The following is a 24,796-nucleotide window of genomic DNA, read 5'->3' as shown; positions in this document are numbered from 1 at the left end:
GGACGCCTCAGGCGAGGCGCGCCTGCGGCGTGATCTGGCGTGGGTCGGTCAGCAGCTCCAGCAGCGCCGGGCGTCCGCTTTCGCGGGCGCGGCGGAACGCGGCGGGGAAGTCGGCGCTGCATTCCACTCGTTCGGCGTGGGCGCCGAAGGCTCGCGCCAGGGCGACGAAGTCGGGGTTGTCCAGGCGGGTGGCGGATACCCGCCCGGGATATTCGCGTTCCTGATGCATGCGGATGGTGCCGAGCATGCCGTTGTTGACCACGATCACCACCGGCGTCGCGCCGAACTGCGCGGCGGTCGCCAGCTCCTGCGGATACATCATGAAACAGCCGTCGCCGGCGAAGCACACCACGCTGCGCTGCGGATCGCGCAGGCTGGCGGCGATCGCGGCGGGCAGGCCGTAGCCCATGGCGCCGTTGGTCGGCGCCAACTGCGTGCGGGCCTGGCGATAGCGGTAGAAGCGATGCACCCAGACGGCATAGTTGCCGGCACCGTTGGCGATCACCGCGTCGTCCGGCAGGTTTTCGCTGAGGTACGCGACCACGGACGCCAGGTCGACGCCCTGGATGGCGGGGTCGCTCGCGGCCGGGGTCGAGTAGGCCAGGTAATCGGCATGGGCGGCTTCGCGCCAGTCCTGCCAAGTGCTCGAGGGCAACGGCGCGAGGTCGGCCAGGGCCTCGGCGAAGGCACACGGGGTGGCCTGGATCGGCAGTCGCGCCAGGTAGACGCGGTTCAGTTCCGCGCTGTCCGGATGCACGTGGATCAGCGTCTGCGCGGGGGCCGGACTACGCACCAGGCTGTAGCCAGCGCTCGGCGTTTCGCCCAGGCGCGCCCCGACCACCAGCAGCAGGTCGGCCTGGCGCAGCCGCTCCAATAGCGCCGGCGCCGCGCCGAAGCCCAGTTGTCCGGCGTAGTGCGGGTCACGGTTGTCGAACAGGTCCTGGCGACGGAACGAGGTGGCCACCGGCAGGCCATTGGCCTCGACGAAGGCGCCTAGCCGTTTCCTGGCGGCACTGTCCCAGCCGCTGCCGCCAAGTACCAGCAGGGGGCGCCTGGCGTTCGCCAGCAGTTCGCGCAGTTCCGCCATCGCCGTGGCGCCCGGCCGCCCCGGAAGCACCCTTGGCTCCGGCGCATCGGCGACCTGCGCGGAACCGAAGAGGATTTCCTCGGGCAGGGCGACCACGACCGGACCCGGTCGGCCCGAGGTGGCGACGCTGAAGGCGCGGCCGACGATCTCCGGGATGCGTTCGATACGGTCGATTTCCACGGCCCACTTGGCCAGGCCCGAGAACATCTGCACGTAGTCGACTTCCTGGAACGCCTCGCGGCCCTTGAAGGCGCTTTCCACCTGGCCGACGAACAGGATCATCGGCGTCGAGTCCTGCTGCGCCGTGTGCACGCCATTCGCCGCATGGGTGGCACCGGGGCCGCGGGTGACGAAGCAGATGCCTGGTCGGCCGGTCAGCTTGCCGTAGGCATCGGCCATGTTCGAGGCGGCACCCTCGTGGCGGGTGACGACGGTGCGGATGCCGTCGGCGTCGTGCAGCGCGTCGAGCACCGGCAGGTAGCTTTCCCCGGGGATGCAGTAGACGGTATCGACGGCATTGCGCCGCAATGCCTCTACCAGGATTTGCCCGCCGTTGCGCTGGGGAAGGGAGTCGGACATGAGGGCCTCGCTGCGCACGTTGTGGTTGCCCCGATCTTCGGCCCAAAGCACGTCCGCGCCAAGCGACCTTTCTTCGCGAGTTCATTCCCGTGGCGCATGAACCCTCGTTCTTCGTTGCGGAGGAGGCCCCTTTCAGCGCTTCATCTGGACGAGAAGGGGACTGGAGCGTCATCGCAACGGGTCTCCTCTAGGCGGATCGGAGAGCGCGGTTTTCCGCTCGTTTCTCCATCTTCTCCTCAATTATGTCTATGTAACTATTTCCTCTAGCAAAAAGGATTGTTCTTACATTATTTATAAATTTTCTTTGTTAGTTTTTCCTCGGGCAGTGCTGTTTGGCGGCTTCCTGAGGGGAAGATTTTTGCTGGGGCGCTGAGATAGAGGGCGAGTTGTTGTTTGGTTGTCGGCAAGTTTCGGCTTTTATCTTTTAGTCCGATGGGCAAGGGTATCAATGAGCAGGGAGGTTTTTAGGGTGAAATTTTTATCCGGTTTCTGGGAACGCCGTCGTTCGAGTGGCACTCCTCTAGTGTGTATCGAAGAGCGTGGCAGTGGTGCAGGCGAATTCTCGTCGGTGTCCCGTAGGGTTGAAACTGCTCCTGACGTACGCAGCGTTGCGTCTGCAGATCCGGAGCAGTGGATACATTCCCAGGAGTACGAGCTTTCTTTCTGGAAGGATAAATGGCCCTATCGCCATCTGTCTGTCGAGGAACTACAAGAGGCCCGGCATAAGGATGCAATGTGGTTTCTTGGGAAGATGGGGTTCACGTACGGCTCCTCGCATTATCGCTACGAAGGTTTTGAAGGTAAGGTTTTGGAAGTAGGTAGTGGGCCGATCGGCTTTTTCGAGAAGGTCGAAGGCGTGACAGTGACTGCCCAGGACTCATTGATGGGGCTGTATGCAGAGAACCTTCCATTCTCGATTCTCGGGGAAAGAGGTTCTTCTTGTTATATAAGGGATGGTGTTGCCGATATAGAGAGTGCTTTCGATTTCGTCGTTTGCTCAAATGTGCTTGACCATACGGCCGACTGGATCCAGTTCCTGATTGACTGTGTGGGCAGGTTGAGGACGGGCGGTGAGCTACTGTTGGTGACTGACTCTCGCGGAGTTCCAGCAATCGGGCATACACAGATATTCAGCCATGATCAACTGGTTCGTGTCTTGGAGTTGCTGGGGGCAAAGCAGTTCAAGGTGAAAGCCGTCGAGCGGGAGGATGGCGGTCACTGTGACTATCGTCATTATTTTCGGGTGATTTTCTAAAGTGCTCCCCGTCAATTGCTTTGCCTGGGCGGGCGCCAGGTTTACGCGTGTTTATCCAGGCTAGATAGAAGGGAGATGGTTGCTATCAGGTACTGCATCGATAGTAGCCTGGCTGTCAGCCGGATAGCGGCTGCTCCGGAGCATCTGGTGGGCCATATAGCCGCCAGCCGCGAGTTTGTATGAACCCTGCAAGGGGCTGCATGCAGAGGTCATGCCGTCAGCGACTGACATCGATCAAATCAGCCACCACTTGAACAGGAAGAAGAACGCCATGCCCAGCAGCATGCTCGCCAGGGTATTGCGGGTATAGAGCACCAGCGCCACGGTGACTGCGCCGCTGACCAGGTAGGGATTGTCGTAGCCGAGGTCGATGCGGCCCTCGGACATGAACACGATGGGGCCGCAGATGGCGGTGAGCATGCCGGGCACGGCGAAACCGAGGAACTGCCGCAGGTTGCTGCCGAGGCGGATCGGCAGGCGCGGTTCGAGGAACAGGTAGCGGTTGAGGAAGACGATCGCGCCCATGCCGAAGATCACTGCCCAGACCATGGCGCCTCCCGATACAGCTTGTTGCAGACGAAACCGGCGGCCATCCCGGCGAGGCCGGCGAGGACCAGCGCCGAACTCCATTGCCAGTGGCTGAACAGCACCGAGCAGAACAGCGAGGTGGCCACGCAGACCAGCGTCGGTACGTTGCGCACCAGCGGCGCGACCAGGGCGATGAAGGTGGCGGCGATGGAGAAATCCAGGCCCAGGTGTTCGAGACCGGGAATGCTGCGGCCAAGCAGGATGCCGGCGAGGGTGAACAGGTTCCAGGCGATATAGAAGGTCAGGCCGACGCCGAGGGCGTACCAGCGGTTGAAGTTGCGCCGGTCGTGCTGGCTGGCGAGGGCGAAGAACTCGTCGGTGAGCAGGAAGCCCAGGCCGATCCGCCAGCGTCCCGGCAGAGGCGACAGGACCGGCCGCAAGCTCATGCCGTAGAGCAGGTGCTGCGAGGTCAGGAGGAGGGTGGTGAAGATGATCGAAAAGAACCCGGCACCGCCCTTGAGCATGCCGATCGCCACCAACTGGGCGGCGCCGGCGAAGACGATGGCGGACAGGCCCTGGCCCTCGGCCGGGGTGAGGTTGGCTTCGATGGCCATCGATCCCGCCAGCAGCCCCCAGGGCGCGACGGCCAGGGACAATGGGAGGATGGCGACGGCGCCGCGGAGAAAGGCTTGGCGGGGCAGGTCGTGGGCAGTCATGGGGGCATGGCGGTGGTGAACGTCGGTCCAGCATGCCAGCAGGCGCATCGGGCTGGCTTGAACGATCTTGCTCTTCGTATCCGTTATCCACGCAGGCGAAAGCGGCCGGTGTCCTTCCTTATATAAGGAGGACGGGCAGGGCAGGCGGCGGACGAGCGAGGGCCGCTCGAGGGCGCTGCGAAGAATCGAGGGAGAGAAGAACCGGAGCGGAGCTAACGCGGATGCTGACCGATCTTGTGGCCGCAGAACTTGGCGCCGAGGGACGGCTGGTAGGACATGGAACACCCGGTTTATTGCTGTTGTAGGGTTGGCACAGCTTAGCCTTGTTCAATTTTTCGTACAACGGAGCCTGTAAAATATCTGCTGCACCAGGTTGAACACCTTGCCTGGCCTGGCTTTGGCCGCTTTCGCGATGCTCTGGAAGGCCCTGTCTACGGCCATTTCGCCGTCCGCGAGGGCGACGAGAGGGCTATTGACAACAAATTGGCTTTCCGATTGACTCTGGCTCCAGCCCCCGCATGATTGAAATTTTTAACAAAAAAGGTGTTGCATCATGTCGGTACCCCTGCGTGCCGTTCAGCTCACTGAGCCGAGCCTGTTCCTTCAGGAACATCCCGAGGTCCAGTTCGTCGACCTTCTGATTTCAGACATGAATGGCGTGGTTCGCGGCAAGCGAATCGAACGCAACAGTCTGCCCAAAGTCTTCGAAAAAGGTATCAACCTTCCCGCTTCCCTGTTCGCCCTCGATATCACCGGCTCCACCGTAGAGAGTACCGGCCTGGGTCTCGACATCGGCGACGCCGACCGGATCTGCTACCCGATCCCCGGCACCCTCTCCATGGAACCCTGGCAGAAGCGCCCGACCGCGCAACTGCTGATGACCATGCATGAGCTGGAAGGTGATCCCTTCTTCGCCGACCCCCGCGAAGTCCTGCGCCAGGTGGTGGCCAGGTTCACCGAGATGGAACTGACCATCGTCGCCGCCTTCGAGCTGGAGTTCTACCTGATCGACCAGGAGAACGTGAACGGCCGGCCGCAGCCGCCGCGCTCGCCGATCTCCGGCAAGCGTCCGCAGTCGGTGCAGGTGTACTCCATCGACGACCTCGACGAATACGTCGAGTGCCTCCAGGACATCATCGACGGCGCCCGCGCCCAGGGCATCCCGGCCGACGCCATCGTCGCCGAATCCGCACCGGCGCAGTTCGAGGTCAACCTGCATCACGTCGCCGACCCGATGAAGGCCTGCGACTATGCGGTGCTGCTCAAGCGCCTGATCAAGAACATCGCCTACGACCACGAGATGGACACCACCTTCATGGCCAAGCCCTATCCGGGCCAGGCCGGGAACGGACTGCACGTACACATCTCGCTGCTCGACAAGCACGGCAACAACATCTTCACCAGCGAGGATCCCGAGCAGAACGCCGCATTGCGCCATGCGATCGGCGGCGTGCTCGAGACCCTGCCGGCCTCCATGGCCTTCCTCTGCCCGAACGTCAACTCCTACCGCCGCTTCGGTTCGCAGTTCTACGTGCCGAACGCGCCGAGCTGGGGCCTGGACAACCGCACCGTGGCCCTGCGTGTGCCCACCGGCAGCCCGGACGCGGTACGCCTGGAACATCGCGTCGCCGGCGCCGACGCCAACCCCTACCTGCTGCTGGCCTCGGTGCTTGCCGGGGTGCACCACGGGCTGACCAACAAGGTCGAGCCGGGTGCCCCGATCGAAGGCAACTCCTACGAGCAGCTGGAGCCGAGCCTGCCGAACAACCTGCGCGACGCCCTGCGCGAACTGGACGACAGCGAGATCCTGGCGAAGTACATCGATCCGAAGTACATCGACATCTTCGTCGCCTGCAAGGAAAGCGAGCTGGAGGAGTTCGAGTACTCGATCTCCGACCTCGAGTACAACTGGTACCTGCACACCGTGTGAGCATGGGCGGGCGGCTCCGGTCCGGCGCCGCCCGCCCGTTCTTCCGTCGAGGTTCCCACCCTTGCTGAAGGTAGACGGCGGCAAGCCTGCGGTTTCCGCCCGTCCGCCTTTCTTTGCTGTGCATTAGAAAAAGAAGAAATCGAGGCAAGCATACCCATGTCGAATCCTCCCCCCACCGCAGAACGAACCCAGCTTCGCAAGTCCCTCAAGCTGTGGCAGATCGTCATGATCGGGTTGGCCTACCTGACCCCGATGACCGTCTTCGACACCTTCGGCATCGTATCCGGGATTTCCCAGGGACACGTGCCCACCGCCTACCTGCTGGCCCTCGCCGGCGTGCTGTTCACCGCAATCAGCTACGGCAAGCTGGTCCGCCAGTTCCCCACCGCAGGCTCGGCCTATACCTACGCGCAACGGGCGATCAATCCCCATGTCGGCTTCATGGTCGGCTGGTCGTCGCTGCTGGACTACCTGTTCCTGCCGATGATCAACGCGCTGCTGGCGAAGATCTACCTGACCGCACTGTTCCCCGAGGTCGCGCCATGGGTCTGGGTGGTGATGTTCGTGCTGATCATGACCCTCATCAACATCAAGAGCGTGAACCTGGTCGCCAATTTCAACACCGTCTTCGTGCTGGTCCAGCTGGCGATCATCGTGGTCTTCATCGGCCTGGTGATCCATGGCCTGAACAACGGGGAGGGGACCGCCACGGTGCTCAGCACCCAGCCGTTCTTCTCCGAGCACGCGCATCTCTCGGCGATGGTGGCGGGGGCGACGATCCTCTGCTTTTCCTTCCTCGGTTTCGACGCGGTGACCACGCTGTCCGAGGAAACCCGCGACGCCGCCAAGGTGATCCCGCGGGCGATCTTCCTCACCGCGCTGTACGGCGGGGTGATCTTCATCACCGTGTCGTATTTCCTGCAGTCCTATTTCCCGACCAACGTCCGCTTCAAGGAGCCTGACGCGGCGTTGCCGGAAATCGCCCTGTACGTCGGCGGTAAGCTGTTCCAGTCGATCTTCCTCTGCGCCACCTTCATCAATACCCTGGCGTCTGGCCTGGCCTCCCAGGCCAGCGTGTCGCGCCTGCTGTACGTGATGGGGCGGGACAACGTGCTGCCGGAGCGGATCTTCGGCTTCGTCCATCCGAAATGGCGTACGCCGTCGATCAACGTGCTGATCGTGGGCATGGTGGCGCTCTCGGCGATCTCCTTCGACCTGGTGACGGCGACCGCGCTGATCAATTTCGGCGCCCTGGTGGCCTTCACCTTCGTCAATCTCTCGGTGATCGTGCATTTCTATGTGCGCGGCGGGCGCAACCGCAGCCTCAAGGAGCATTTCCACTACCTGGTCCTGCCGCTGCTCGGCGCGGCCATCGTCGCGGTGCTCTGGCTCAACCTGGAAAGCACCTCGCTGGTGATGGGGCTGATCTGGGCCGGGCTGGGCTTCGGCTACCTGTTCTACCTGACCCGCAGCTTCAGCCGTCCGCCGCCGCGCTTCCAGGAGAGCGAACTGAGTCCGACCCAGTGAGGCGAGCGGTGAATGGATTCAGCGAAAAAGTGAAGGAAAAAGATTGGTAATCTTCACGAAATTTTCACGGTGACGGGTCAATCATGGACCCATGGCTAACGGACTAGCCCCCCATCTGAAGCCCGCCTCACGGCGGGCTTTGGCTATCTGCAGACAGCGAATTCCGCGTTTTCCCTCCTTTTCACAGGGGTTTCCGGCCTCCCGGCTGGCAATGCACCTGCGACGACATGTCCGAATCCAGACAGAATTGGACGCCCCCAAAAAGCGCAGACACGGCTAGAATCCACGCCGTCCCGATCCGGTTCGATGGCCGTGGCGGGGGAGCCCGGTATCCGCTGGTCGGTGTTTCCTGTGGTGCTGCGCGTCCTTCCCTAGACTACCCGGCTCGCTCGAACCATCCCTTCGCGGGGGCGGAACGGCACAGGGTCGTTCGGCATGGAAGCTGCCTGGGCCGGCCTTCGACACACCTATAAGAGTAGAAATCTGCATGACATACCCTGAACGTCCCCTGCTTCATCTGCTGACGCGTACCAGCCTGGTGGGCCAGATCATCGTCGGCCTGATCGCCGGCCTGCTGCTCGCCAGCTTCTTCCCGGCCGCAGCGCTCAAGGTCGGCTTCATCGGCAAGGTCTTCGTTTCCGCGCTGAAGGCCGTCGCGCCGGTACTGGTGTTCGTCCTGGTGATGGCATCCATCGCCAACCACAGGCAAGGCCAGCAGACCCATATCCGGCCGATCCTGCTGCTGTACCTGGTCGGCACCTTCAGCGCCGCGGTGGTGGCGGTGATCGCCAGCTTCGCCTTCCCCTCGAGCCTGGTGCTGGCCAGCCATCCGGGCGAGATGTCGCCTCCGGGCGGTATCGCCGAGGTGCTCCAGTCTCTGCTGCTGAGCGTGGTGGACAACCCGGTCAACGCCCTGATCTCGGCCAACTTCATCGGCATCCTGGCCTGGGCCATCGGCCTCGGCATCGCTTTCCGCCACGCCAGCGATACCACCCGCAACCTGCTCTCCGAGCTGTCCAACGGCGTCTCGCTGATCGTCAAGGTGGTGATCCGCTTCGCCCCGCTGGGCATCTTCGGCCTGGTCGCCTCGACCTTCGCCGAGTCCGGCGTCGAGGCCCTGAAAGGCTATGCCCACCTGCTGGTGGTGTTGCTCGGCTGCATGCTGTTCGTGGCCTTCGTGGTCAACCCGCTGATCGTGTTCCTGAAGATCCGCCGCAATCCCTATCCGCTGGTGCTGACCTGCCTGCGCGAAAGCGGCATGACCGCGTTCTTCACCCGCAGCTCGGCAGCCAATATCCCGGTCAACCTGCAGCTCTGCGAGCGCCTGGGCCTGCACGAAGACACCTATTCGGTGTCGATCCCGCTGGGCGCGACCATCAACATGGCCGGCGCAGCGATCACCATCACCGTGCTGACCCTGGCAGCGGTGCATACCCTGGGCATCGCCGTGGACGTACCGACCGCGATCCTGCTCAGCGTGGTGGCGTCGGTCTGCGCCTGCGGCGCATCCGGCGTGGCCGGCGGCTCGCTGCTGTTGATCCCGCTGGCCTGCAGCCTGTTCGGGATTCCCAGCGAGGTGGCGATGCAGGTGGTAGCGGTAGGCTTCATCATCGCGATTCTCCAGGACTCCGCGGAGACGGCGCTGAACTCCTCGACTGACGTGCTGTTCACCGCCGCCGCCTGCCTGGCGGAGGAGCGCAAGGCGAGCGCCGCCTGATTCGATCCCTGGATCACGGAAGAAACCGCCCTCGGGCGGTTTCTTCGTTTCGCTCCGGCGCGCTTTGACCTGTGCGCCGCGCTGCGGCCTAATGTTCGCCCGTCCTTCCCGAGTTGCCGCATGTCGTCTCCTTCCTTGCCCGACGCCAGTCTCCGCGCCAGCACCCTGCATCTGCCGGCCGGCCCCTGGAGCACCGTGCTCGATTGTCTCTGCGCGCGTTTCCCGGCCATCGACCGCGACACCTGGCTGGCGCGCATGCAGCGGGGCCGGGTGCTGGACGCCGAGGGGCGTGCGCTGGGCCCGCAGGCGGCGTATCGCGAAGGCCTGCGTGTGCACTACTTCCGCGAGTTGCCGGCGGAGGCGCCGATCCCTTTCGAGGCGCGCATCCTGTACCGCGACGAGCATCTGCTGGTGGCGGACAAGCCGCACTTCCTGCCGGTGATGCCGGCCGGCGGCTATGTCGAGCAGACGCTCCTGGCGCGGCTGGCCCGCAGCACCGGCAATCGCGACCTGGTGCCGCTGCATCGGATCGACCGGCATACCGCCGGGCTGGTGCTGTTCTCGACCAATCCCGGCAGCCGCGGGCGCTACCAGGCGCTGTTCCGCGAGCGGCGCATCGACAAGTACTACGAAGCGATCGCTCCGGCCTTGCCGCGACTGGACTTCCCGTTGCTGCGCAGGACCCGCCTGGTGCCCGGCGAGCCGTTCTTCCGCATGCGCGAAGGCGAGGGCGAGCCGAACAGCGAGACGCGCATCGAGGTCGCCGAGCGCAACGGCCGCTGGTGGCGCTACCGGCTGCATCCGGTGACCGGCAAGAAGCACCAGCTGCGCGTGCACCTCGCGGCACTCGGCGCGGGTATCCAGAACGACGGGTTCTATCCCGAGCTGCTGGACGCCGAGGACAGCCCCGACGATTACCGGCGGCCGCTCAAGCTGCTGGCCAGGGGGCTGCGCTTCGACGACCCGCTGAGCGGGGAGAGGCGTACGTTCGAATCCGGGCTGCGGCTCGATTGGCAGGTGTAGGCGACAGGCTCGCCAGCGGAATGCTGGCGTACGTCGCCGACCCGGAGCGCATGGCGCGTTTCTATGAGCAGGCGCTCGGCCTGGAGGGCTGCGCGGGCGAGTAGAAGAATCGCCCGCTGTGCGGCTGGACGCGCCCGCCGGAGCGGGCGCGCGTCGCTCAGGGACGCTTGTCCAGCTTGACCACCAGGCGCAGTTGCTCGACGCAACCGCGGCTCTGCTCGATCAGCTTGCCGAACTCGGCGCTGTTGATCTCGTCGTGGTTGAGCCAACTGGTCTTCTGCACTTCCCGGTAGCGATAGTGGTAGCCGCCGTCCTTGGCCGGTTCGGCCTGCAGGTCGATGTCGAACCAGGGGCTGCGGATCTCGCAACTGTGCGCCGGCTCGTCGGTCTTGCCGCCGGACAGGCTGATGTCGTAGGAGGTGATCTGCGGTTCGCCCAGGTACAGCTCGGCCAACTGGCCTTCGCTGCGGTACTTGGCGAACGCGTCCCACTGGCTGGCCAGGTCCTGGCGGTTGTAGAAATACTCTCCGCCGAGCCGGTCGAGGGCGCGGCGGTCGGTAAGCCTGGCACTGATCGTATAGCTGGGCGGCAGCACGAACTGGCTGTCGTCGCGCTCCAGCACGCAGTCGCTGCCTTCCTTGGCGAAGTTGCGGCACAGGTCCTGGTCGGTGCTGGTGCGGCCGCGCTGGCGATCGGCGACGCTGAGCTGCATCAGCGGCGCATTGGAAAGCTCCACGCGCGACTCGACCCGGGCTTCGCCGTCATGGGTGTAATGCTCGCTGCGGGTCACGCGCAGGGTGTCGCCGGGCGCTTCCAGGGGAATCTCGTCGCGCCGCACCTTGCCGTCGGCGCCCAGCACCAGCGCCCAGCGCTGCTGGATGTCGGGCATGGTGCGGCCGGGAGCGAACACCGGGTTGGTCGGGTCCAGCCACCAGGTCTTGCCGTCCACCTCGGCGCGGACGATGGCATGGTTCGGCGCGTACATGCCGGGCACCAGCAGGTCCCAGACCACGTCGCCGCGGCTGACCAGGGTCGGTTCGGCCTTGATCCCGGCGGCCTTGAGCATGGCGGCGAGGAGGATCGCCAGGTCCTTGCAGTCGCCGTAGCCATTGCGCTCGATCTCCGCCAGGGAGAAGGGCACGTAGCCGCGCTCGCTGGCGCGCCAGTCGCCCAGGTAGCGGTAGGTGTCGTTGATGTACTGCATCAGGCCGGCGACCTGCTCGCGGGCCGGCTTGCCCTTCACCGCGGCGACGGCCGCCGCGGCGCCCTTGGGCAGCTCCGCGGCGAGGATCTCGTTGTAGCGCGCGGCGAACGGGCCGAAGTTGTCCTGCAGGTCCAGCGAACTGCCCAGCTCCAGGCGCGGGGTATGGCGCAGGTAGGCGTTGCCGGCTTCGTTGATGTAGTTGGTGTATTGCGGCTTTTTCAGGCTGACCTTGAGGGTCTTCTTGTCGGCGCTCTGTTCGATGCGATAGGCGTCCATCAGCTCGCTGCGCACGAAGATCGGCCGCTCGGCCTTGAACTCGGCGACGAAGCGGTCGTCGCGCACCGGCATCGGCGGGCGGCTGAGAATGTAGTGGAACTGGGTGCTCAGCGGCTTGGCGGTGAAGTGCTCGCGCAGGGTGTAGCTGATGCGGGTGCCGACGCGCAGGTTGGGGAACGCCAGGGAGGTCTGGCGTTCGCGCAGGAAGCCCTGGTCCGGGTTCGGCGCAGTGCGCGTATCGATCTGCGACTGGTCCAGCGGCACCGGCTTGCCGCCGGGCTGGGTCAGCTCGGCCTTCTCCACGATCAGGCTGTCGGTCTCCGCGTAGCTGCGATCGATGCGCGAGAGCATCTCGCGGCCGCTCGGCTTGAGGATGGTGAAGCTGTAGGTGCTCACGCAATCGGTGCTGTTGTCGGCGTTGAACTGGCAGCGGAACTCGGTTTCGCCGGCCAGCGGCGCCTCGGCGATCGGTTGCAGCGCGGCGAGGGCCGGGGTGGCGGCGCAGAAGACGCTGGCGGCGAGGAAGGAAGGGGAGAAGGGATGACGGGGCATCGGAGCCTCAGGATGAAACGTTTGAGCGGAACTCCCCGGCGTAGTCGGGCGCAAGGGGGCGCCGGGCGATAGCCGGGGAGATGGACCCTGAATGATAGGTTTTATCAATTCCGCATGTCGACCGGCGGGTCCGGTTATGTGCGGGATGTCGCCGTTGCGATCTTTTCGCCGGCTTCATTTGCCGGGCTTTGCCGTTTTGTGGCAGGCGCACGCCTGTTCCTGGCGCTCCGGAACCGGGTCGTAGCCGCCCGGGTGCCAGGGGTGGCAGCGCAGCAGCCGGCGCGCGCCGAGGTAGCCGCCTCGCAGCGCGCCATGTACGCGGATGGCTTCCAGGGTGTAGTGCGAGCAACTGGGGTAGAAGCGGCAGCGGGGACCGATCAGCGGGCTGATTGCGTACTGGTAGAAGCGGATCAGCCCGATCAGCAGGAACTTCATGGCGAGCCCTCGGCGGGGTTGCGGCGGCGAGCGGGCATTGTAGCGCCGTTGTCGGTCCTCAAGGAGCATTCTCCGCTGCGCAATAAAGGGTCCGCCCGTCGACGAGGCTGCGAGCAGTCGCCAGGCGGCCGCGCAGGCCGGGTTCTTCCGGCGCCAGCGTGCCCTCGCGCCAAGCGCCTCCGCGCAATGGAATCAGTGCCGAACGGCCGTAGCCCGGGCAGTACGCCTCGGCGTCGCCCTCCAGGTAGTCGACGCCGTCCAGGGTCAGCTCGCCGACATTCCAGCGCGCGCCGAGGTAGGCCTGGCGGAACGGCCCGTCGGCAAGAACGTAGAAGCCCCCGCGCACCTTGCTGGCCGCCGTGGTGAAGCCGATGGTGCGGCGCGGTTGTGGGATCACCAGCAGCGGTCGCCGTGGGTCGGCGAAGGCCTCCTGCAACTCGACCAGGCGCTGGCGGGTGGCGCCCATCTCACGCCGGTAGCGCTCGCCGCGCGCCCGCGCGTCGTCGGGAAGTTCGCTCCAGGCCGGAGGCTGGTCGCGCAGCAGGTAGTCCAGCGGCCAGGTGCCGGCTATCGCGGCCTCCTTCCAGTCCGCGTCGTCGTCGCGCAGGTCCAGCAGCACTCCGGCCAGCGCGCCGATCTCGTAGGCTTCGCTGTCGACGCCGACGCCGATCTCGTTGGCATCGTAGAAGGCCAGCGCGTACTCCCGCAGCGCCTGCCGATAGCGTTGCGGATCCTCGGCGAAATCGGTGCGGTAGCGCGCGGCGGCGGCCATCTCGATGTAGCGCGCGGTGCCTTCGCTGAGATCGACCTGCGCCGCCAGCCGGCTTTCCTCGGGAGCAGCTTCGCGCCAGCGGCGCAGCCAGCCCTGGGCGTCGCTCAGGTAGCTGTCGCGCTGCCCGGGCGTGCGCAGGGCCTGGAGCAGCGACTGGAACAGGGCATAGCGGTATTCCCGCGGGCGCGGGTCGAGCGTGGCCAGGTCGCCGCGATAGCCACCGGGCTTGCGCAGGCCCGGCCAGTCTTCCTGGGCGTAGCGATGGAAGGCTTCGTGCGGGCCGATGGCGGCCAGCGTCTCGCTATTGCCGGTATTGCTCCGCAGGTGCGCGGCGCTGATCTGCAGCAGCACCGCCGGACGGCCCCGGTAACGCGGAAAGGCATAGCTCAGGTCGAGATCCGGGTCGCTGTCGCCCGCCGCCGTGGTGCGCTGCGCGCGGCCTTCGGCATCGGCGACCCAGGTACTGCGGCCATCGCTGTAGAGGAAGGCCTTGTCGGCCATCCGCCAGCCGGGCCAAAGTCGTTCGCTGTGCTGGCCGACGGCATGGGCATAGGCCAGGTAGCGGCGGGCGAACGACTCGCTGTCCGTCGCCGCGGCGGGAAGGGACAGGGCAAGCAGGAGCAGGGGCAGGGCTCGGGTCATGGCGGGTACGGTTGCGCAAGGTCGGTCGGGGCGACGAAGGTATCCCGCCGCTTCCCGATTGACCGTCGCGGCCGCTGCCGCGTTCCCCTAGGCGGTGTTGCGCGCCCGCGCCAGGTCGCGCAGCGGCGGGGCGCCGAACAGCCGGCTGTACTCGCGGCTGAACTGCGACGGGCTTTCGTAGCCGACCCGGTAGCCGGCGGCGGCCACTTCCAGGCCCTCGCTGAAGATCAGCCGGCGTGCTTCCTGCAAGCGCAACTGCTTCTGGTACTGCAACGGGCTCATCGCGGTCACGGCCTTGAAGCGGTGGTGCAGGGTCGAGGGGCTGAGGTTGACCACCTGGGCCAGTTGCTCGATGCGCAGCGGCTTCCCGTAGTTCTGGTTGATCCAGTCGATGGCGCGGGTGATGCGGTGGGCCTGGCTGTCGGCGATGGCGATCTCGTGCAGGCGCTGGCCCTGGCCGCTGCGCAGCAGCCGGTAGAAAATCTCGCGGAGGATCAGCGGCGCCAGCATCGGGATGTCGCGCGGGCTGTCCAGCAGATGGATCAGGCGCAGCACCGCATCCAGCAGGCTGGCGTCGATACGGTCGACGTAGAGGCCGCGGTCGCCGCGCCGGCTGGCCACTTCCATGGGCCCGGCGTCGGAGATCAACTGGGTGATTTCCGCCGGGTCGATATCCAGCCGGACGCAGAGGTAGGGCGCGTCCGGCGAGGCGTCGATCACCTGGCCGGCCAGCGGCAGGGTGACCGAGACCACCAGGTAGTGCAACGGATCGTAGATATAGCGTTCCTCGGCCAACTGCACCTCCTTGCGGCCCTGGGCGATGATGCACAGGGCAGGTTTGTGCATGCCGCGCGCCGGCAGGGTGGGGCCGTCGGCGCGGATCAGGGCGAGGGGTTCGACGGCGGTGCCGTAGATACCGTCGCGGGGGCAATGCCTGAGCAGCGACTGCGCCAGTTCGCTCTGGCGCTGGCGCAATTCGGCGGGGAGATCGACGGAAAGAAGCGGGGTGTTTTCGCTCATGCGGGGACTCGCGGGGGAAACCTTCCCAAGACTAGCGCGCGTCGCGGCGACAGGCATCCATCGCGCTGCGCGATGGCAGGATCAGGCAAGCATTCGCCAGGAACAGGCAAGCCAGCTCGTTTCACCGGGCGCAAGCGGATGAGAAAAAACCGGAACGCGGCAGTTTCAGGCAAGAACCCGACAGTATCCGTCTACCGATTCCCCGCGCCGTCCCCCTAATCTGGCTGGCATGGCGGAATCTCCGTCATGCCGATGGGAAATACCTGCAGGGGGACACACCTATGTCAAATCAACAGGCCAGACTGTCATCGGGCGGCGTGCCGCCGGAGCGCGCGCCGGGCGCCTCCCGTTCGCGGTCGCGCGACGGCGCTCTGGTCCCCGACACGCCTTCCCGTTCGCCTGCCGGCCCCGCCGCGGGCGGCACGCTGGCGCGGACCCATCCCGGCAACTGGTAATCGGAGGCAGGGCACATGCGTCACCCTTACACCCCACAGCGGCCGGCCGGCGTCTCGGCGCCGCCGGCCCTTCCACTCCTGGTGCCGCTTGCGCAGCGGCGAATCCATGTCGAGGAGGCAGAGAGCATGCCAGCGTTCAATCGGGCCAGTCACCTGGTCAGCATTCGCGCCCGCAGCGGCCAGTCGCACCGCCTCGGCCTGCGCCTGCAAGAGCTGGCGCAGGCGGGCCAGGCCGCGCCCGGTTGCCTGCGCTACGAACTGCGCCAGGCGGACGGGGACGCCGACCTGTGGCTGTTGCACAGCGAGTGGAGCGATGAAGCGGCCATGCAGGCGTACCTGTCCGGCGACGCCCAGCGGGTCTTCGCCGAGGTGCTCTGGCAAGCGCTGGCGGCGACCCTGGACGTGCAGGAGCGGCCGTTCTGAAACCGGGCGGGCGGATGACGCGGCGCGGCGTCCGCCCGTCCCCCTTGTTCTGGCGTCTCAGCGATCCGGCGCGACCGGCGACTGGTCCGCTCGTTCGTCTTCGACGTCGCGATGTCGCTCGAAGGCGGTCGCCGGCGAGCCATCGGCATTGACCTGCAACACCGCGCGCGGACGACCGTCCTCGCCAATGAATACCTGGCCGATCCCGGCGCTGTTCCACAGGCGCTCGCCGGCCTGGCTGTGCTGCGGAACGCGCGGGCGGATTTCCAGGCTGCGCCGCTGGGTCAGCCAGTTCAGCGGCGACCAGGGCGCATAGAGCCAGCGGTTGAGGCGGTCGAACCAGTCCAGCAGGCGTCGCGGGAATTCGTTCTTGATCCCGCTGCTGGTGATCTGCCAGAGCCGGGGCCCGCGCTCGCGGTGGCGAATCCGGATGTCGTAGACGAAGGAGTAATGCACGTCGCCGGAAAGGATCAGGTAGTTACCCGGCGTGCGCGAGTGGCGGAAGATGTTCATCATCACCGAGGCCGCGCCGCGATGGGCCATCCAGTTTTCCGCATCGACCAGCAGCGGCTGGCCGATCCAGCTGAAGAGCTTCTGCACGCCCTCGATCAGCTTGACCCCGAACATCGGCGCCGGCGACACGATGATCGCCGCCTTTTCGCCGAGCAGATCCTGCTGGAGTTCACTCAGCGCCTCCCAGTCCATCAGCCCGGAGGGCCGGCCCAGGTTGCGTTCGCTGCGCCAGCGGCGGGTGCGCGTGTCGAGGACGATCAGGGTCGGGCTGCCAGGCAACCGGTAGTGCCAGTGCTGGAAGTCGAGCAGGGCATCGAGCAGGCGGTCCTGCTCGGCGCAGGGCAGCCGGCCGTCTGCCGCGGCACCCTCCATCAGGGCCGTGACCGGCGCCAGCCATTCGCCGCAATGCTGCGGGTCGTTGCCCCAGCCCTGGCAGAGCAGGTAGGCGAGCAGGGCGTTGCCGATGATCCGCCGGGAGAACGGATGGCCGTAGGCGGTCAGCTCCCAGCGCGCGGAAAGGTTCCAGTCGTCGGTGATGTCGTGGTCGTCGAAGATCATCAGCGACGAGATATGCGCCAGTGCCCGCGCCACGCCGGGCAGGCCATCGCGGAAGGCTTCGATGTGCCGGCGCTCGTCGGCGAAGCGCTGCGCGTGCCGCGCATCCAGCCCCGGCGGCGGTTCCAGCCTGACCAGGCGCCAGGGCGCCGGCGACCAGACCAGCAGGTACATCGCCAGCACCTCGGCCAGGCCGACCAGATGGTTGTGGGCGTTGGCCGAGGTGAAGATCGGCTTCTTCACCCCGCCGAAGAAGCGCTCGCGCAGGGCTTCGTTGGACTTGAAGGCGGGCAGCAGGTCCTCGCGCCGGTAGTAGGTGGCCGGGTGTGCGTAGAGCGCCTCGCTGTCGTCCACCAGCGCGCCTTCCAGGTGTTCGCCGTACAGGCCGAGGCGGCGGATCAGCCCATGGATGGCCACCAGCATCGGCCCGGCGACGTCGTCGGCGTAGACCTGGTCGCCGCTCATCATCAGCAACGCCGGGCGGCTTTCGGCCTGCAGCAGGTTTTCCTCCAGCAGCCGGTCGACCTGCAGCAGGCCATCGGCCGCCGGGTGATGCGGCTTGCGGCAGGAGCCGTGGAGCAACTGGTCGAGACGTGGCTTGAGCACCAGGCTGGCGCGCTGGCGACCGGGGTAGAGCAGATGCGGCGCCCATTCGGCGATTCCCGCGGGCTCCCGGCCGTCGGCGGCCAGACGCAGGTCGTAGTCGACCAGGCGGGCGCAGGGCAACGGCGGGTCGAGCGCGACATCCAGCAGGTGCAGCCAGGCATGGGTGCCGATGCGGATGGCCGAGTGGGTTCCTTCCGCGAGGCGGATCCGACGCTCCGCCTCGCCTTCGCTGGCGAGGACCAGCTCGATGGTCGTCGGGCATGACGTGGCCAGCCAGAACACCAGGCGCTCGGGCTCTGCGCGGCGCAGCAGGGGGCCGGCCAGGACCAGGGGCAGGGTGTCGTTGGGCGGGGTGTCGTTGGGGAGCGAGGCGGACATTGGTGCGGGCGCTGTCGACGCGGCGAAACAAGCTGACGAGTATGCCGCTTTCCGCGGCTCGCGGCGTTGCCATTTCGTAAGGAATGACGACAGTCGTCGGCGGACGACGATCTTCTAATGCCAAAAAGTTAAGTACACCTTAATTAATATTCTTTTTTGCGTTCTGGCTTCTGCGGCATATTGCCTTCCGCGCAGGCCCCGGCGGTCTGCCATCGCTGTTTGCGGGAGGGACACGTGCAATCCGACGTCGGCGCCGCCTCCCGCCGATCAAGGTTTCGCCTGCCACCCCGACGCCCGGTGGCGCAGGCCCGTAGCACGAGAGTGCGGAATGGGCATGGATCAGACACGCAATCGCCTCGTCGGCCTGATGTTCCAGAACGATTATTCCTGGCTGAGCGGGCGCCTGCGGCGCTACCTCGGCTGCCCCCACAGCGCCGAGGACATCGCCTCGGAAACCTTCCTCAAGGTCCTCGCCCTGCCGGACCCGGCAAGCATCCGCGAGCCGCGCGCGCTGCTCACCACCATCGCCCGCCGGTTGATGTACGACGGCTGGCGGCGCCAGGACCTGGAACGCGCCTACCTGGAAAGCCTGGCCGGGCTTCCGGAGGCCCTCGCGCCGTCCGCCGAGGAGCAGGCCCAGGTGGTGGAAACCCTGCTGCGCCTGGAGCGCATGCTCGCCGGGCTGTCGCCGAAGGCCCGCGCCGCCTTCATCCATAGCCAGATCGGCGGACTGACCTACGTGGAGATCGCCGGCTTGCTGGAGGTTTCCGTCAGCCGCATCCACCAGTACATGGTCGAGGGCTTCAAGCAGTGCTACCAGGTGCTTGCCGAATGAGCCAGGGAAGGCGCGAACGCATCCTCGACGAAGCGGCGCAGTGGATGGCGCTGCTGCAATCCGGCCATGCCGGCGCCGAGGAGCGCCTGGCGTTCCAGCAGTGGCGCCAGGCCGACGCCGAGCACGGTGCGGTGTTCGACCGGCTCAGCCTGGGCTTGCAGTCGTTTCGCGACGAGCCCTTGCACGGCTTGCGCGCCGAGCAATTGATCGGCGCGCTCGAGGCGCCGTCCGCCCGTCGCCGGTTTCTCCAGCGCAGCCTCGCCCTGGCGGCGTTCGGCGTGGCGACGCTGGCGCTGGGGCGGATCGGCATCGTCGGCTTCCCCTGGCCCGGCGACCTGTATACCGGCACCGGACAACGCCAGAGTTTCCGCCTGGAGGATGGCAGCCAACTGGTGCTGGACGCGCGCAGCCGGGTACGCCCCGAATTCGATGGCTACCGGCGTCGCCTGCGCTTACGCGAGGGGCGCCTGCTGGTTGACGTGGCACGGGATCCGGCGCGGCCGTTCGTCGTCGACACCGGGCGCGGCCAGGTCGAGGCGCAGGGAACCCGCTTCCAGGTCAGCGATGACGGTGCCAGCTCGCGGGTGGTGGTGCTCGAGTCGCGGGTGCGGATCACCACGGCCGACGGACGGCAATGCCTGCTGGAGCGCGGCCAGAGCGCGCGTTTCGACGCCTCGGCGATTCTCGCCCGAGGTCCTGCCGAAGGCGGCGAGAGCGCCTGGCTGGATGGCCGGCTGGAGGTCCGCGACCGTCCGCTGGGGGAGGTACTGGAGGCGTTGCGCGCCTATCGCCGCGGCATCGTCAGCGTCGCCGACGACGCGGCGGCGCTGCGCGTCAGTGGTATCTACCCGCTGGACGACAGCGGCGTGGCGCTGGCATTGCTGGAGCAGAGCCTGCCGATCCGGATCGACTACCACGGGCCCTACTGGGTCAGCATCGCCAGCCGCTGAGGCGCGCGCCCGGCGGCGAGCCGGGCGGCGCGACGCTTCAGAACGGTTTGGTCGGCAGGTACTTGCCGTCGAGGGTGATCACCGCCCGCGAGCCGCCTTCCGGGTCCTCGACCTTCTTGATGTCCAGCTTGAAGTTGATCGCGCTGATGATGCCGTCGCCGAACTGTTCGTGGACCAGTGCCTTCAGGGTGCTGCCGTAGACTTGCAGCATCTCGTAGAAGCGATAGATGGTCGGGTCGCTGGGAATGCCGCCGGGAATGCTGCCGCGCAGCGGGATGCTTTGCAGCAGGAGCACCGCGTCGTCGTCCAGGCCGAGTTGGGCGGCGATCTTGCGCGCCGCCGTCTCTGGCAGGGCATGCTGGCCGAGCAGGGCGGCGGTGACGAAGGTCAGGGCGAAACCGGTGCCGTCGGCCAGATCCTGCCAGGACAGGCCCAGGCGGGCCTTGTTCAGGACCACGGTCTCGGCCAGTTGCTGGCGCGCGTTGGGGGACACTTGGCTGTGTTGCATGGGATGACTCTCCTTGCGGGTGGTTGTGAGGGAAGGGATTCAGGCGACCGCCTGCCCGGGTGCGCCGCCTACCGCGCGCACTTCGGGATGCTCGGCGAGGGAGACGAAGCGCCGGCTGGCGCCGTCGAGGGCGTCGATGCGGCCGCTTTCGATGTCGTAGACCCAGCCGTGCAGGTTCAGCCGACCCTGTTCCAGGGCGCGGGCGACGCAGGGGTGGGTGCGCAGGTTGGCCAGTTGGGCGATCACGTTGTGCTGCACCAGGGCGTCCAGCCGCGCCGCCTCGGAGGCGTGTTCGTGGGCGCTGTTCATCGCCCGTGCGGCCTCGGCGTGGTGCAACCAGCCGGCCACCGCCGGCAGCTGGTCGAGACAGGCGCAGGACGCGATGGCGCCCATCGCGCCGCAGTCCGAGTGGCCGCAGACCACGATGTCGCCGACCCCGAGCACCGCCACCGCGTATTCCACCGAGGCGCTGACCCCGCCGGGCTGCGGCCCGTAGCCGGGGACGATGTTGCCGGCATTGCGGATCACGAAGAGTTCGCCGGGCTCGCGCTGGGTCAGCAGCTCGGGGACCACCCGGCTGTCCGAGCAGGCGATGAACAGCGCCTTGGGGGCTTGCCGGGTGGCCAGGGACTTGAACAGTTGCGAGCGCGCCGGGTAGGCGTCGCGCTGGAAGCGGAGAAAGCCGTCGATGATGTCACGCATGGCGCTGGGCTCCTGGCCGTCGAATGGTGGGGCCAGGATGCGCGGATTGAGCCATAGGGTCCAAGACCGGTTTATTATTCCAATCATTGGTCTGGCCTATAGTTGGATGTTTCCATGCTGCTTCGCCACCTGCGCTACCTGCTCGCTGTCGCCGAGCATCGCAACTTCACCCGCGCCGCCGAGGCGCTGCACGTTTCGCAGCCGACCCTGTCGCAGCAGGTGCGGCAACTGGAAGAGCAACTGCGCGTGCAATTGCTCGACCGCTCCGGCAGGAGCGTGCGTCCCACCGATGCCGGCGAGCTGTACCTGCTTCATGCGCGGCGTGCCTTGCGCGAGCTGGAAGCGGCGCAACGGGCGATCCACGAGGTGCGCGACCTCAGTCGCGGCCGCCTGCGCCTGGGCATGACGCCGACCTTCACCTGCTATCTGGTGGGCGCCCTGGTGGATCCGTTCAATCAGCGCTATCCGGGCATCGAGTTGAGCCTCGAGGAGTTGCCCCAGGACGCCCTGGAGGCGGCGCTGATCGACGATCGCCTGGACCTTGGCGTGGCCTTCAGCGAGCCGGGTTCAGTGGAGATCGACAGCCAGCCGCTCTACCTGGAGCGCCTGGGCCTGGTGCTGGGGGCGGAACACCCGGCGGCGGACGCGCCGCTGGCCGCCGCAGCGCTGGCGGAGTTGCCGTTGGCGTTGTTGCGCGACGACTTCGCCACGCGCCGGCACATCGACGCTTACCTGCGCCAGCAAGGGGTGACGGCGCGGGTGGCGCTGGAGGCGAACTCGATCAGCGCCATCGTCGACGTGGTTCGCCGCGGACGGCTGGCCAGCATCCTGCCGGAGGCGGTGGCGCGCCAGCAGGCCGGGTTGCGCTGCGTGGCGCTGCGGCCGGCGCTGCCGACCCGCCAGGTAGCGCTGTTCTGGCGCCAGGGCAGCCATCCCGGCGCCGCGCGCCTGGCCTTCCAGGCCCTGGCGCTGGAACTCGGCGCCGAGCTGGGCGACGCCTGAGCGGGATCAGCCGCGACTCGGCTGCAACGCCGCGGACTCCTCGCGGCGCAGGCGCAGGGCCAGGGCGGCGCCGCACAGGGCGAGCAGGGCGCTGAGCGCGGTCACCCATTCGATGCCGCGCGCCTGGCTGGCCAGCAGGCTGGCGGCATCGGCGCCGCGTACCTGGGCGTTGGCCAGCGCCACCAGCAGGGCCAGGCCGAGCGCACCGCCGATCTGCTGGGTCATCGAGGCCATCCCCGAGGCGACGCCCTGTTCGGCGGGATCGACGCCGCTGGCGGCGCTGACCCACATGGCGGTCCAGGTCATGCCCTGGCCGACGCTGAGGATCACGATGGCCGGCAGCAGCGCCAGGAAGCCGCGCCCCAGCGGCAGACACGCTGCCAGCAGGCCGAGCCCGAGTGCGCCCAGCAGCAGGCCGGCGACCAGCGTCGCGCGTGCCCCGTGGCGGGCCAGCAGGCGCTCGGCGACGCGGATACCGAGGGTGCAGAGCAGAGTCGCCGGGAGGAACGCCAGGCCGGTCTGCAACACGCTGTAGCCGTACACCGACTGGAAGTAGATGGCCAGGAAGTAGTACTGCACGCCGTAGCTGCTCATGAAGATCGCGGTCAGCAGCATCGCCACCTGCAGGTTGCGGTTGCCCAGCAGGCGCAGCGGCATCAGCGGGTCGCGGCTGTAGTGTTCGATGGCGAGGAACGCCAGTAGCAGCGGGACGGAAAGGTAAAGTCCGAAACGTACCGAGGGCGCATCCCAGCCCGACTCGGGGCCCTGGACCAGGGCGAAGACCAGCAGGGTGGCGCCGGCGGTGACCGTCAGCGCGCCGGCCAGGTCGAAGCGCCGACCGCGCTGGCGCCGGGCGTCGGCCGGGATCAGGCGCAGGGCGAGCAGCGCCGCGGCGCCGGCCAGCGGCACGTTGACCAGGAAGATCGAGGCCCAGCCGAACAGCTCGGTGAGCGCGCCGCCGAGCGCCGAACCGAGGGCCAGGCCGAACGCCGAGGCGATGCTCCAGATCGCCAGGGCACGATTGCGCGCCGGGCCCTCGGCGAAGTGATTGCCGATCAGCGCCAGGGTTGCCGGGAACAGCAGCGCGCCACCCAGGCCCTGCACGGCGCGGGCGAGGATCAACGGCAACTCGCTCTGGGCCAGGCCGCCCGCGAGGGAGGCGAGGGCGTACAGGCTTTGCCCGAGGACGTACATGCGGCGCCGGCCGAGCAGGTCGGTGGCGCGCCCGCCGAGCAGGAGGAAGCCGCCGAAGGCCACCGTATAGGCGCTCACCACCCATTGCAGGCGTTGCGCCGAGAAATCCAGCGCCCGGCTGATTTCCGGCAGGGCGACGAACACGATGGTGGCGTCGAGGGCGATGATCAACTGCGCGCAGGCGAGCAGGGCGAGCATCCAGTTGGAAGGGGCGGCACGGTCCGTCACGGCGGGACTCCTGGTCTGGGTTGGGCGCGGCCAGTGTTTCTCATGCTGGAATCGTGATAAATAGCCTCTCCGTCCTTTCACTGATGAAAATAATCATCGATGAGATCGCCATGGACCTGAATGCCGTCAAGTTGCTCGCCCGCGTGGCCGAGACCCGTAGCTTCACCCAGGCCGCCGTTTCCCTCGGTCTGACCCAGTCCGGCCTGTCGCGCGCCATCGGCCGGCTGGAAGCCGAACTCGGCGTGCGTCTGCTGCACCGCACCACCCGCAGCGTCAGCCTGACCCCGGACGGCCAGCTGTTCTACGAGCGCTGCGCACCCTTGCTGGCGGAGCTGGAGGAAGTCGAGAAGTTGCTGGTGGACCGCCAGTGTGCGCCGAGCGGTCCGCTGAAGATCACCACCCCGCAGGCGCTCGGGCGGATCGTGATCATGCCGGCGCTGCGCGAACTGACCCGGCGCTACCCGCAGTTGCAGATCGAGGCGGCGATGACCGACCGCCTGGTCGACCTCACCGAGGAAGGCTTCGACGCCGCCGTGCGTCTCGGTCGGGTCGGCGACGTGCGCCTGATCGCCCGGCCGCTGGCGGCGTTGCGTTGGGTCACGGTGGCGTCGCCGGAATACCTGCGCAGTCACGGCACGCCGGAGCGCCTGGAGCAACTCGCCGGGCACAACTGCCCGACGGTGCGCGACCTGCACACCGGCAAGCTGCTGGAATGGCAGTTCCAGCGCGACGGCCAGCCGCTGAGCCTGGCGGTGCGCGGCGACCTGGTGCTGGACGTGGCCGACGCGCTGGTCGACGCGGCGCTGGTCGGCCAGGGCATCGTCCAGGTGATGGGCTTCATGGCCGAGGAGGCGATCCGCCGGCGTCGACTGGTACGCATCCTCCAGCCGTTCGAACCGCCGCTGTGCCCGGTGTCGCTGATCTACCCGCCGTCGCGGCAGTGCTCGCTGAAGATCGGCGCGCTCTACGAGGAACTGAAGAGCGCGCACTGGTGCGGGGCGCTGACGTACTGACCCGAGGGCGGCAGGGCGGATAACGCCGTGTTCGGACCGGCGGATAGCCGCAAGCGGCTATTCGCCCTACGCGGGGCAAGGCCGGTAGCGGAGCTGGGGAAGATTGTCGGGTGGGGCGAATGACGCCGGAGGCGTTATCCGCCGATACGCCTGTTCGCCTGCGTTTATAAG

At 67.0% G+C, this 24,796-nt stretch carries 21 protein-coding genes; 10 read left to right on the top strand and 11 right to left on the bottom strand.

What is annotated here, in order from left to right; all coding sequences use genetic code 11:
• Positions 1–7: 7 nt before the first annotated feature.
• Positions 8–1,666 carry a thiamine pyrophosphate-binding protein gene (locus M6E97_RS12680; protein ID WP_003110678.1) on the bottom strand — a complete coding sequence of 553 codons (1,659 nt, stop codon included), beginning with the start codon at positions 1,664–1,666 and terminating at the stop codon, positions 8–10.
• A 733-nt stretch (positions 1,667–2,399) separates the two neighbouring features.
• Between M6E97_RS12680 and M6E97_RS12675 the strand changes: the two genes are divergently transcribed.
• The gene (locus M6E97_RS12675; protein WP_031670850.1) at positions 2,400–2,921 is read left to right on the top strand and encodes a class I SAM-dependent methyltransferase; all 522 of its coding nucleotides are present in this window, start codon (positions 2,400–2,402) and stop codon (positions 2,919–2,921) included.
• A gap of 234 nt (positions 2,922–3,155) precedes the next feature.
• Here the strand turns inward: M6E97_RS12675 and M6E97_RS12670 are convergent, their stop codons facing one another.
• Positions 3,156–3,470 (bottom strand): AzlD domain-containing protein, encoded by a 315-nt coding sequence (locus M6E97_RS12670; RefSeq protein WP_033939467.1) that lies wholly within the window; start codon positions 3,468–3,470, stop codon positions 3,156–3,158.
• Complete coding sequence (locus M6E97_RS12665) at positions 3,455–4,165, bottom strand: AzlC family ABC transporter permease (RefSeq protein WP_009315631.1); 711 nt, start codon at positions 4,163–4,165, stop codon at positions 3,455–3,457. Before M6E97_RS12665 ends, M6E97_RS12670 begins: the two co-directional genes overlap by 16 nt.
• A 553-nt stretch (positions 4,166–4,718) precedes the next feature.
• On the opposite strand from M6E97_RS12665, the gene M6E97_RS12660 reads away from it, so the two are divergent.
• The 4 genes from M6E97_RS12660 (at position 4,719) to M6E97_RS12645 (ending at position 10,362) form a co-directional block, all read left to right on the top strand.
• Positions 4,719–6,095, top strand: a complete 1,377-nt coding sequence (locus M6E97_RS12660; RefSeq protein ID WP_003118546.1) for a glutamine synthetase family protein — start codon at positions 4,719–4,721, stop codon at positions 6,093–6,095.
• Positions 6,096–6,251: 156 nt separating this feature from the next.
• Positions 6,252–7,622: an APC family permease gene (locus M6E97_RS12655; RefSeq protein ID WP_003088677.1), complete on the top strand. Its 1,371-nt coding sequence runs from the start codon at positions 6,252–6,254 to the stop codon at positions 7,620–7,622.
• A gap of 487 nt (positions 7,623–8,109) precedes the next feature.
• Entirely contained in the window at positions 8,110–9,339 is a 1,230-nt protein-coding gene (sstT, locus tag M6E97_RS12650; protein WP_003088680.1) for a serine/threonine transporter SstT, read from the top strand.
• A 120-nt stretch (positions 9,340–9,459) separates the two neighbouring features.
• Complete coding sequence (locus M6E97_RS12645; RefSeq protein ID WP_023095738.1) at positions 9,460–10,362, top strand: RluA family pseudouridine synthase; 903 nt, start codon at positions 9,460–9,462, stop codon at positions 10,360–10,362.
• Positions 10,363–10,519: 157 nt separating this feature from the next.
• Here M6E97_RS12645 and M6E97_RS12640 read toward each other — a convergent pair whose 3' ends face one another.
• The 4 genes from M6E97_RS12640 to cmrA form a co-directional block, all read right to left on the bottom strand.
• Entirely contained in the window at positions 10,520–12,394 is a 1,875-nt protein-coding gene (locus M6E97_RS12640) for a DUF3857 domain-containing transglutaminase family protein (protein ID WP_003088690.1), read from the bottom strand.
• A 174-nt stretch (positions 12,395–12,568) separates the two neighbouring features.
• Complete coding sequence (yidD, locus tag M6E97_RS12635) at positions 12,569–12,829, bottom strand: membrane protein insertion efficiency factor YidD (protein WP_023112455.1); 261 nt, start codon at positions 12,827–12,829, stop codon at positions 12,569–12,571.
• A gap of 58 nt (positions 12,830–12,887) precedes the next feature.
• Positions 12,888–14,243 carry a hypothetical protein gene (locus M6E97_RS12630; RefSeq protein ID WP_015503020.1) on the bottom strand — a complete coding sequence of 452 codons (1,356 nt, stop codon included), beginning with the start codon at positions 14,241–14,243 and terminating at the stop codon, positions 12,888–12,890.
• Between the two features lie 87 nt (positions 14,244–14,330).
• Positions 14,331–15,263, bottom strand: coding sequence for an AraC family transcriptional regulator CmrA (cmrA, locus tag M6E97_RS12625; protein ID WP_003088694.1), 933 nt, complete (start codon positions 15,261–15,263; stop codon positions 14,331–14,333).
• A 581-nt stretch (positions 15,264–15,844) separates the two neighbouring features.
• Between cmrA and M6E97_RS12620 the strand changes: the two genes are divergently transcribed.
• Complete coding sequence (locus tag M6E97_RS12620; RefSeq protein WP_003088696.1) at positions 15,845–16,141, top strand: antibiotic biosynthesis monooxygenase family protein; 297 nt, start codon at positions 15,845–15,847, stop codon at positions 16,139–16,141.
• A gap of 57 nt (positions 16,142–16,198) precedes the next feature.
• Here the strand turns inward: M6E97_RS12620 and M6E97_RS12615 are convergent, their stop codons facing one another.
• Complete coding sequence (locus tag M6E97_RS12615; RefSeq protein WP_003111897.1) at positions 16,199–18,193, bottom strand: alkaline phosphatase D family protein; 1,995 nt, start codon at positions 18,191–18,193, stop codon at positions 16,199–16,201.
• A 328-nt stretch (positions 18,194–18,521) separates the two neighbouring features.
• Here M6E97_RS12615 and M6E97_RS12610 point away from each other — a divergent pair, with 328 nt between their 5' ends.
• Positions 18,522–19,028, top strand: a complete 507-nt coding sequence (locus M6E97_RS12610) for a sigma-70 family RNA polymerase sigma factor (RefSeq protein ID WP_003088700.1) — start codon at positions 18,522–18,524, stop codon at positions 19,026–19,028.
• Entirely contained in the window at positions 19,025–19,978 is a 954-nt protein-coding gene (locus M6E97_RS12605; RefSeq protein ID WP_003088702.1) for a FecR family protein, read from the top strand. The genes M6E97_RS12610 and M6E97_RS12605 overlap by 4 nt, the downstream gene beginning before the upstream one ends.
• A gap of 37 nt (positions 19,979–20,015) precedes the next feature.
• Here M6E97_RS12605 and cynS read toward each other — a convergent pair whose 3' ends face one another.
• Together cynS and cynT are read right to left on the bottom strand one after the other, a co-directional pair.
• Positions 20,016–20,486, bottom strand: a complete 471-nt coding sequence (cynS, locus tag M6E97_RS12600) for a cyanase (RefSeq protein WP_003128725.1) — start codon at positions 20,484–20,486, stop codon at positions 20,016–20,018.
• A gap of 39 nt (positions 20,487–20,525) precedes the next feature.
• On the bottom strand, positions 20,526–21,188 hold the full coding sequence (gene cynT / locus M6E97_RS12595) for a carbonic anhydrase CynT (RefSeq protein ID WP_034005055.1): 663 nt from the start codon (positions 21,186–21,188) through the stop codon (positions 20,526–20,528).
• Positions 21,189–21,302: 114 nt separating this feature from the next.
• Here cynT and cynR point away from each other — a divergent pair, with 114 nt between their 5' ends.
• Positions 21,303–22,190: a transcriptional regulator CynR gene (cynR, locus tag M6E97_RS12590; protein ID WP_003114874.1), complete on the top strand. Its 888-nt coding sequence runs from the start codon at positions 21,303–21,305 to the stop codon at positions 22,188–22,190.
• A 6-nt stretch (positions 22,191–22,196) separates the two neighbouring features.
• Here cynR and M6E97_RS12585 read toward each other — a convergent pair whose 3' ends face one another.
• Positions 22,197–23,582: an MFS transporter gene (locus tag M6E97_RS12585; protein ID WP_044069207.1), complete on the bottom strand. Its 1,386-nt coding sequence runs from the start codon at positions 23,580–23,582 to the stop codon at positions 22,197–22,199.
• A 140-nt stretch (positions 23,583–23,722) separates the two neighbouring features.
• Here M6E97_RS12585 and M6E97_RS12580 point away from each other — a divergent pair, with 140 nt between their 5' ends.
• Positions 23,723–24,625, top strand: a complete 903-nt coding sequence (locus tag M6E97_RS12580; RefSeq protein WP_023094081.1) for a LysR family transcriptional regulator — start codon at positions 23,723–23,725, stop codon at positions 24,623–24,625.
• Positions 24,626–24,796 lie beyond the last annotated feature (171 nt).

It is taken from the genome of Pseudomonas sp. B111 (assembly GCF_026428275.1).
Taxonomy (GTDB): Bacteria; Pseudomonadota; Gammaproteobacteria; order Pseudomonadales; family Pseudomonadaceae; genus Pseudomonas; species Pseudomonas aeruginosa.
This window is presented reverse-complemented; position numbering and strand designations above follow the sequence as displayed.

Bases quoted from the DNA above. Each gene is read 5' to 3' on its own strand.
- M6E97_RS12610 (WP_003088700.1), top strand. From the start codon at position 18,522: ATGGGCATGGATCAGACACGCAATCGCCTCGTCGGCCTGATGTTCCAG.
- M6E97_RS12585 (WP_044069207.1), bottom strand. From the start codon at position 23,582: ATGCTCGCCCTGCTCGCCTGCGCGCAGTTGATCATCGCCCTCGACGCC.
- M6E97_RS12655 (WP_003088677.1), top strand. From the start codon at position 6,252: ATGTCGAATCCTCCCCCCACCGCAGAACGAACCCAGCTTCGCAAGTCC.
- M6E97_RS12620 (WP_003088696.1), top strand. From the start codon at position 15,845: ATGCCAGCGTTCAATCGGGCCAGTCACCTGGTCAGCATTCGCGCCCGC.
- M6E97_RS12680 (WP_003110678.1), bottom strand. From the start codon at position 1,666: ATGTCCGACTCCCTTCCCCAGCGCAACGGCGGGCAAATCCTGGTAGAG.
- M6E97_RS12580 (WP_023094081.1), top strand. From the start codon at position 23,723: ATGGACCTGAATGCCGTCAAGTTGCTCGCCCGCGTGGCCGAGACCCGT.
- M6E97_RS12605 (WP_003088702.1), top strand. From the start codon at position 19,025: ATGAGCCAGGGAAGGCGCGAACGCATCCTCGACGAAGCGGCGCAGTGG.
- M6E97_RS12670 (WP_033939467.1), bottom strand. From the start codon at position 3,470: ATGGTCTGGGCAGTGATCTTCGGCATGGGCGCGATCGTCTTCCTCAAC.
- M6E97_RS12645 (WP_023095738.1), top strand. From the start codon at position 9,460: ATGTCGTCTCCTTCCTTGCCCGACGCCAGTCTCCGCGCCAGCACCCTG.
- sstT (WP_003088680.1), top strand. From the start codon at position 8,110: ATGACATACCCTGAACGTCCCCTGCTTCATCTGCTGACGCGTACCAGC.
- M6E97_RS12640 (WP_003088690.1), bottom strand. From the start codon at position 12,394: ATGCCCCGTCATCCCTTCTCCCCTTCCTTCCTCGCCGCCAGCGTCTTC.
- M6E97_RS12630 (WP_015503020.1), bottom strand. From the start codon at position 14,243: ATGACCCGAGCCCTGCCCCTGCTCCTGCTTGCCCTGTCCCTTCCCGCC.
- M6E97_RS12675 (WP_031670850.1), top strand. From the start codon at position 2,400: ATGTGGTTTCTTGGGAAGATGGGGTTCACGTACGGCTCCTCGCATTAT.
- M6E97_RS12615 (WP_003111897.1), bottom strand. From the start codon at position 18,193: ATGTCCGCCTCGCTCCCCAACGACACCCCGCCCAACGACACCCTGCCC.
- cmrA (WP_003088694.1), bottom strand. From the start codon at position 15,263: ATGAGCGAAAACACCCCGCTTCTTTCCGTCGATCTCCCCGCCGAATTG.
- cynS (WP_003128725.1), bottom strand. From the start codon at position 20,486: ATGCAACACAGCCAAGTGTCCCCCAACGCGCGCCAGCAACTGGCCGAG.
- M6E97_RS12665 (WP_009315631.1), bottom strand. From the start codon at position 4,165: ATGACTGCCCACGACCTGCCCCGCCAAGCCTTTCTCCGCGGCGCCGTC.
- cynR (WP_003114874.1), top strand. From the start codon at position 21,303: ATGCTGCTTCGCCACCTGCGCTACCTGCTCGCTGTCGCCGAGCATCGC.
- yidD (WP_023112455.1), bottom strand. From the start codon at position 12,829: ATGAAGTTCCTGCTGATCGGGCTGATCCGCTTCTACCAGTACGCAATC.
- cynT (WP_034005055.1), bottom strand. From the start codon at position 21,188: ATGCGTGACATCATCGACGGCTTTCTCCGCTTCCAGCGCGACGCCTAC.
- M6E97_RS12660 (WP_003118546.1), top strand. From the start codon at position 4,719: ATGTCGGTACCCCTGCGTGCCGTTCAGCTCACTGAGCCGAGCCTGTTC.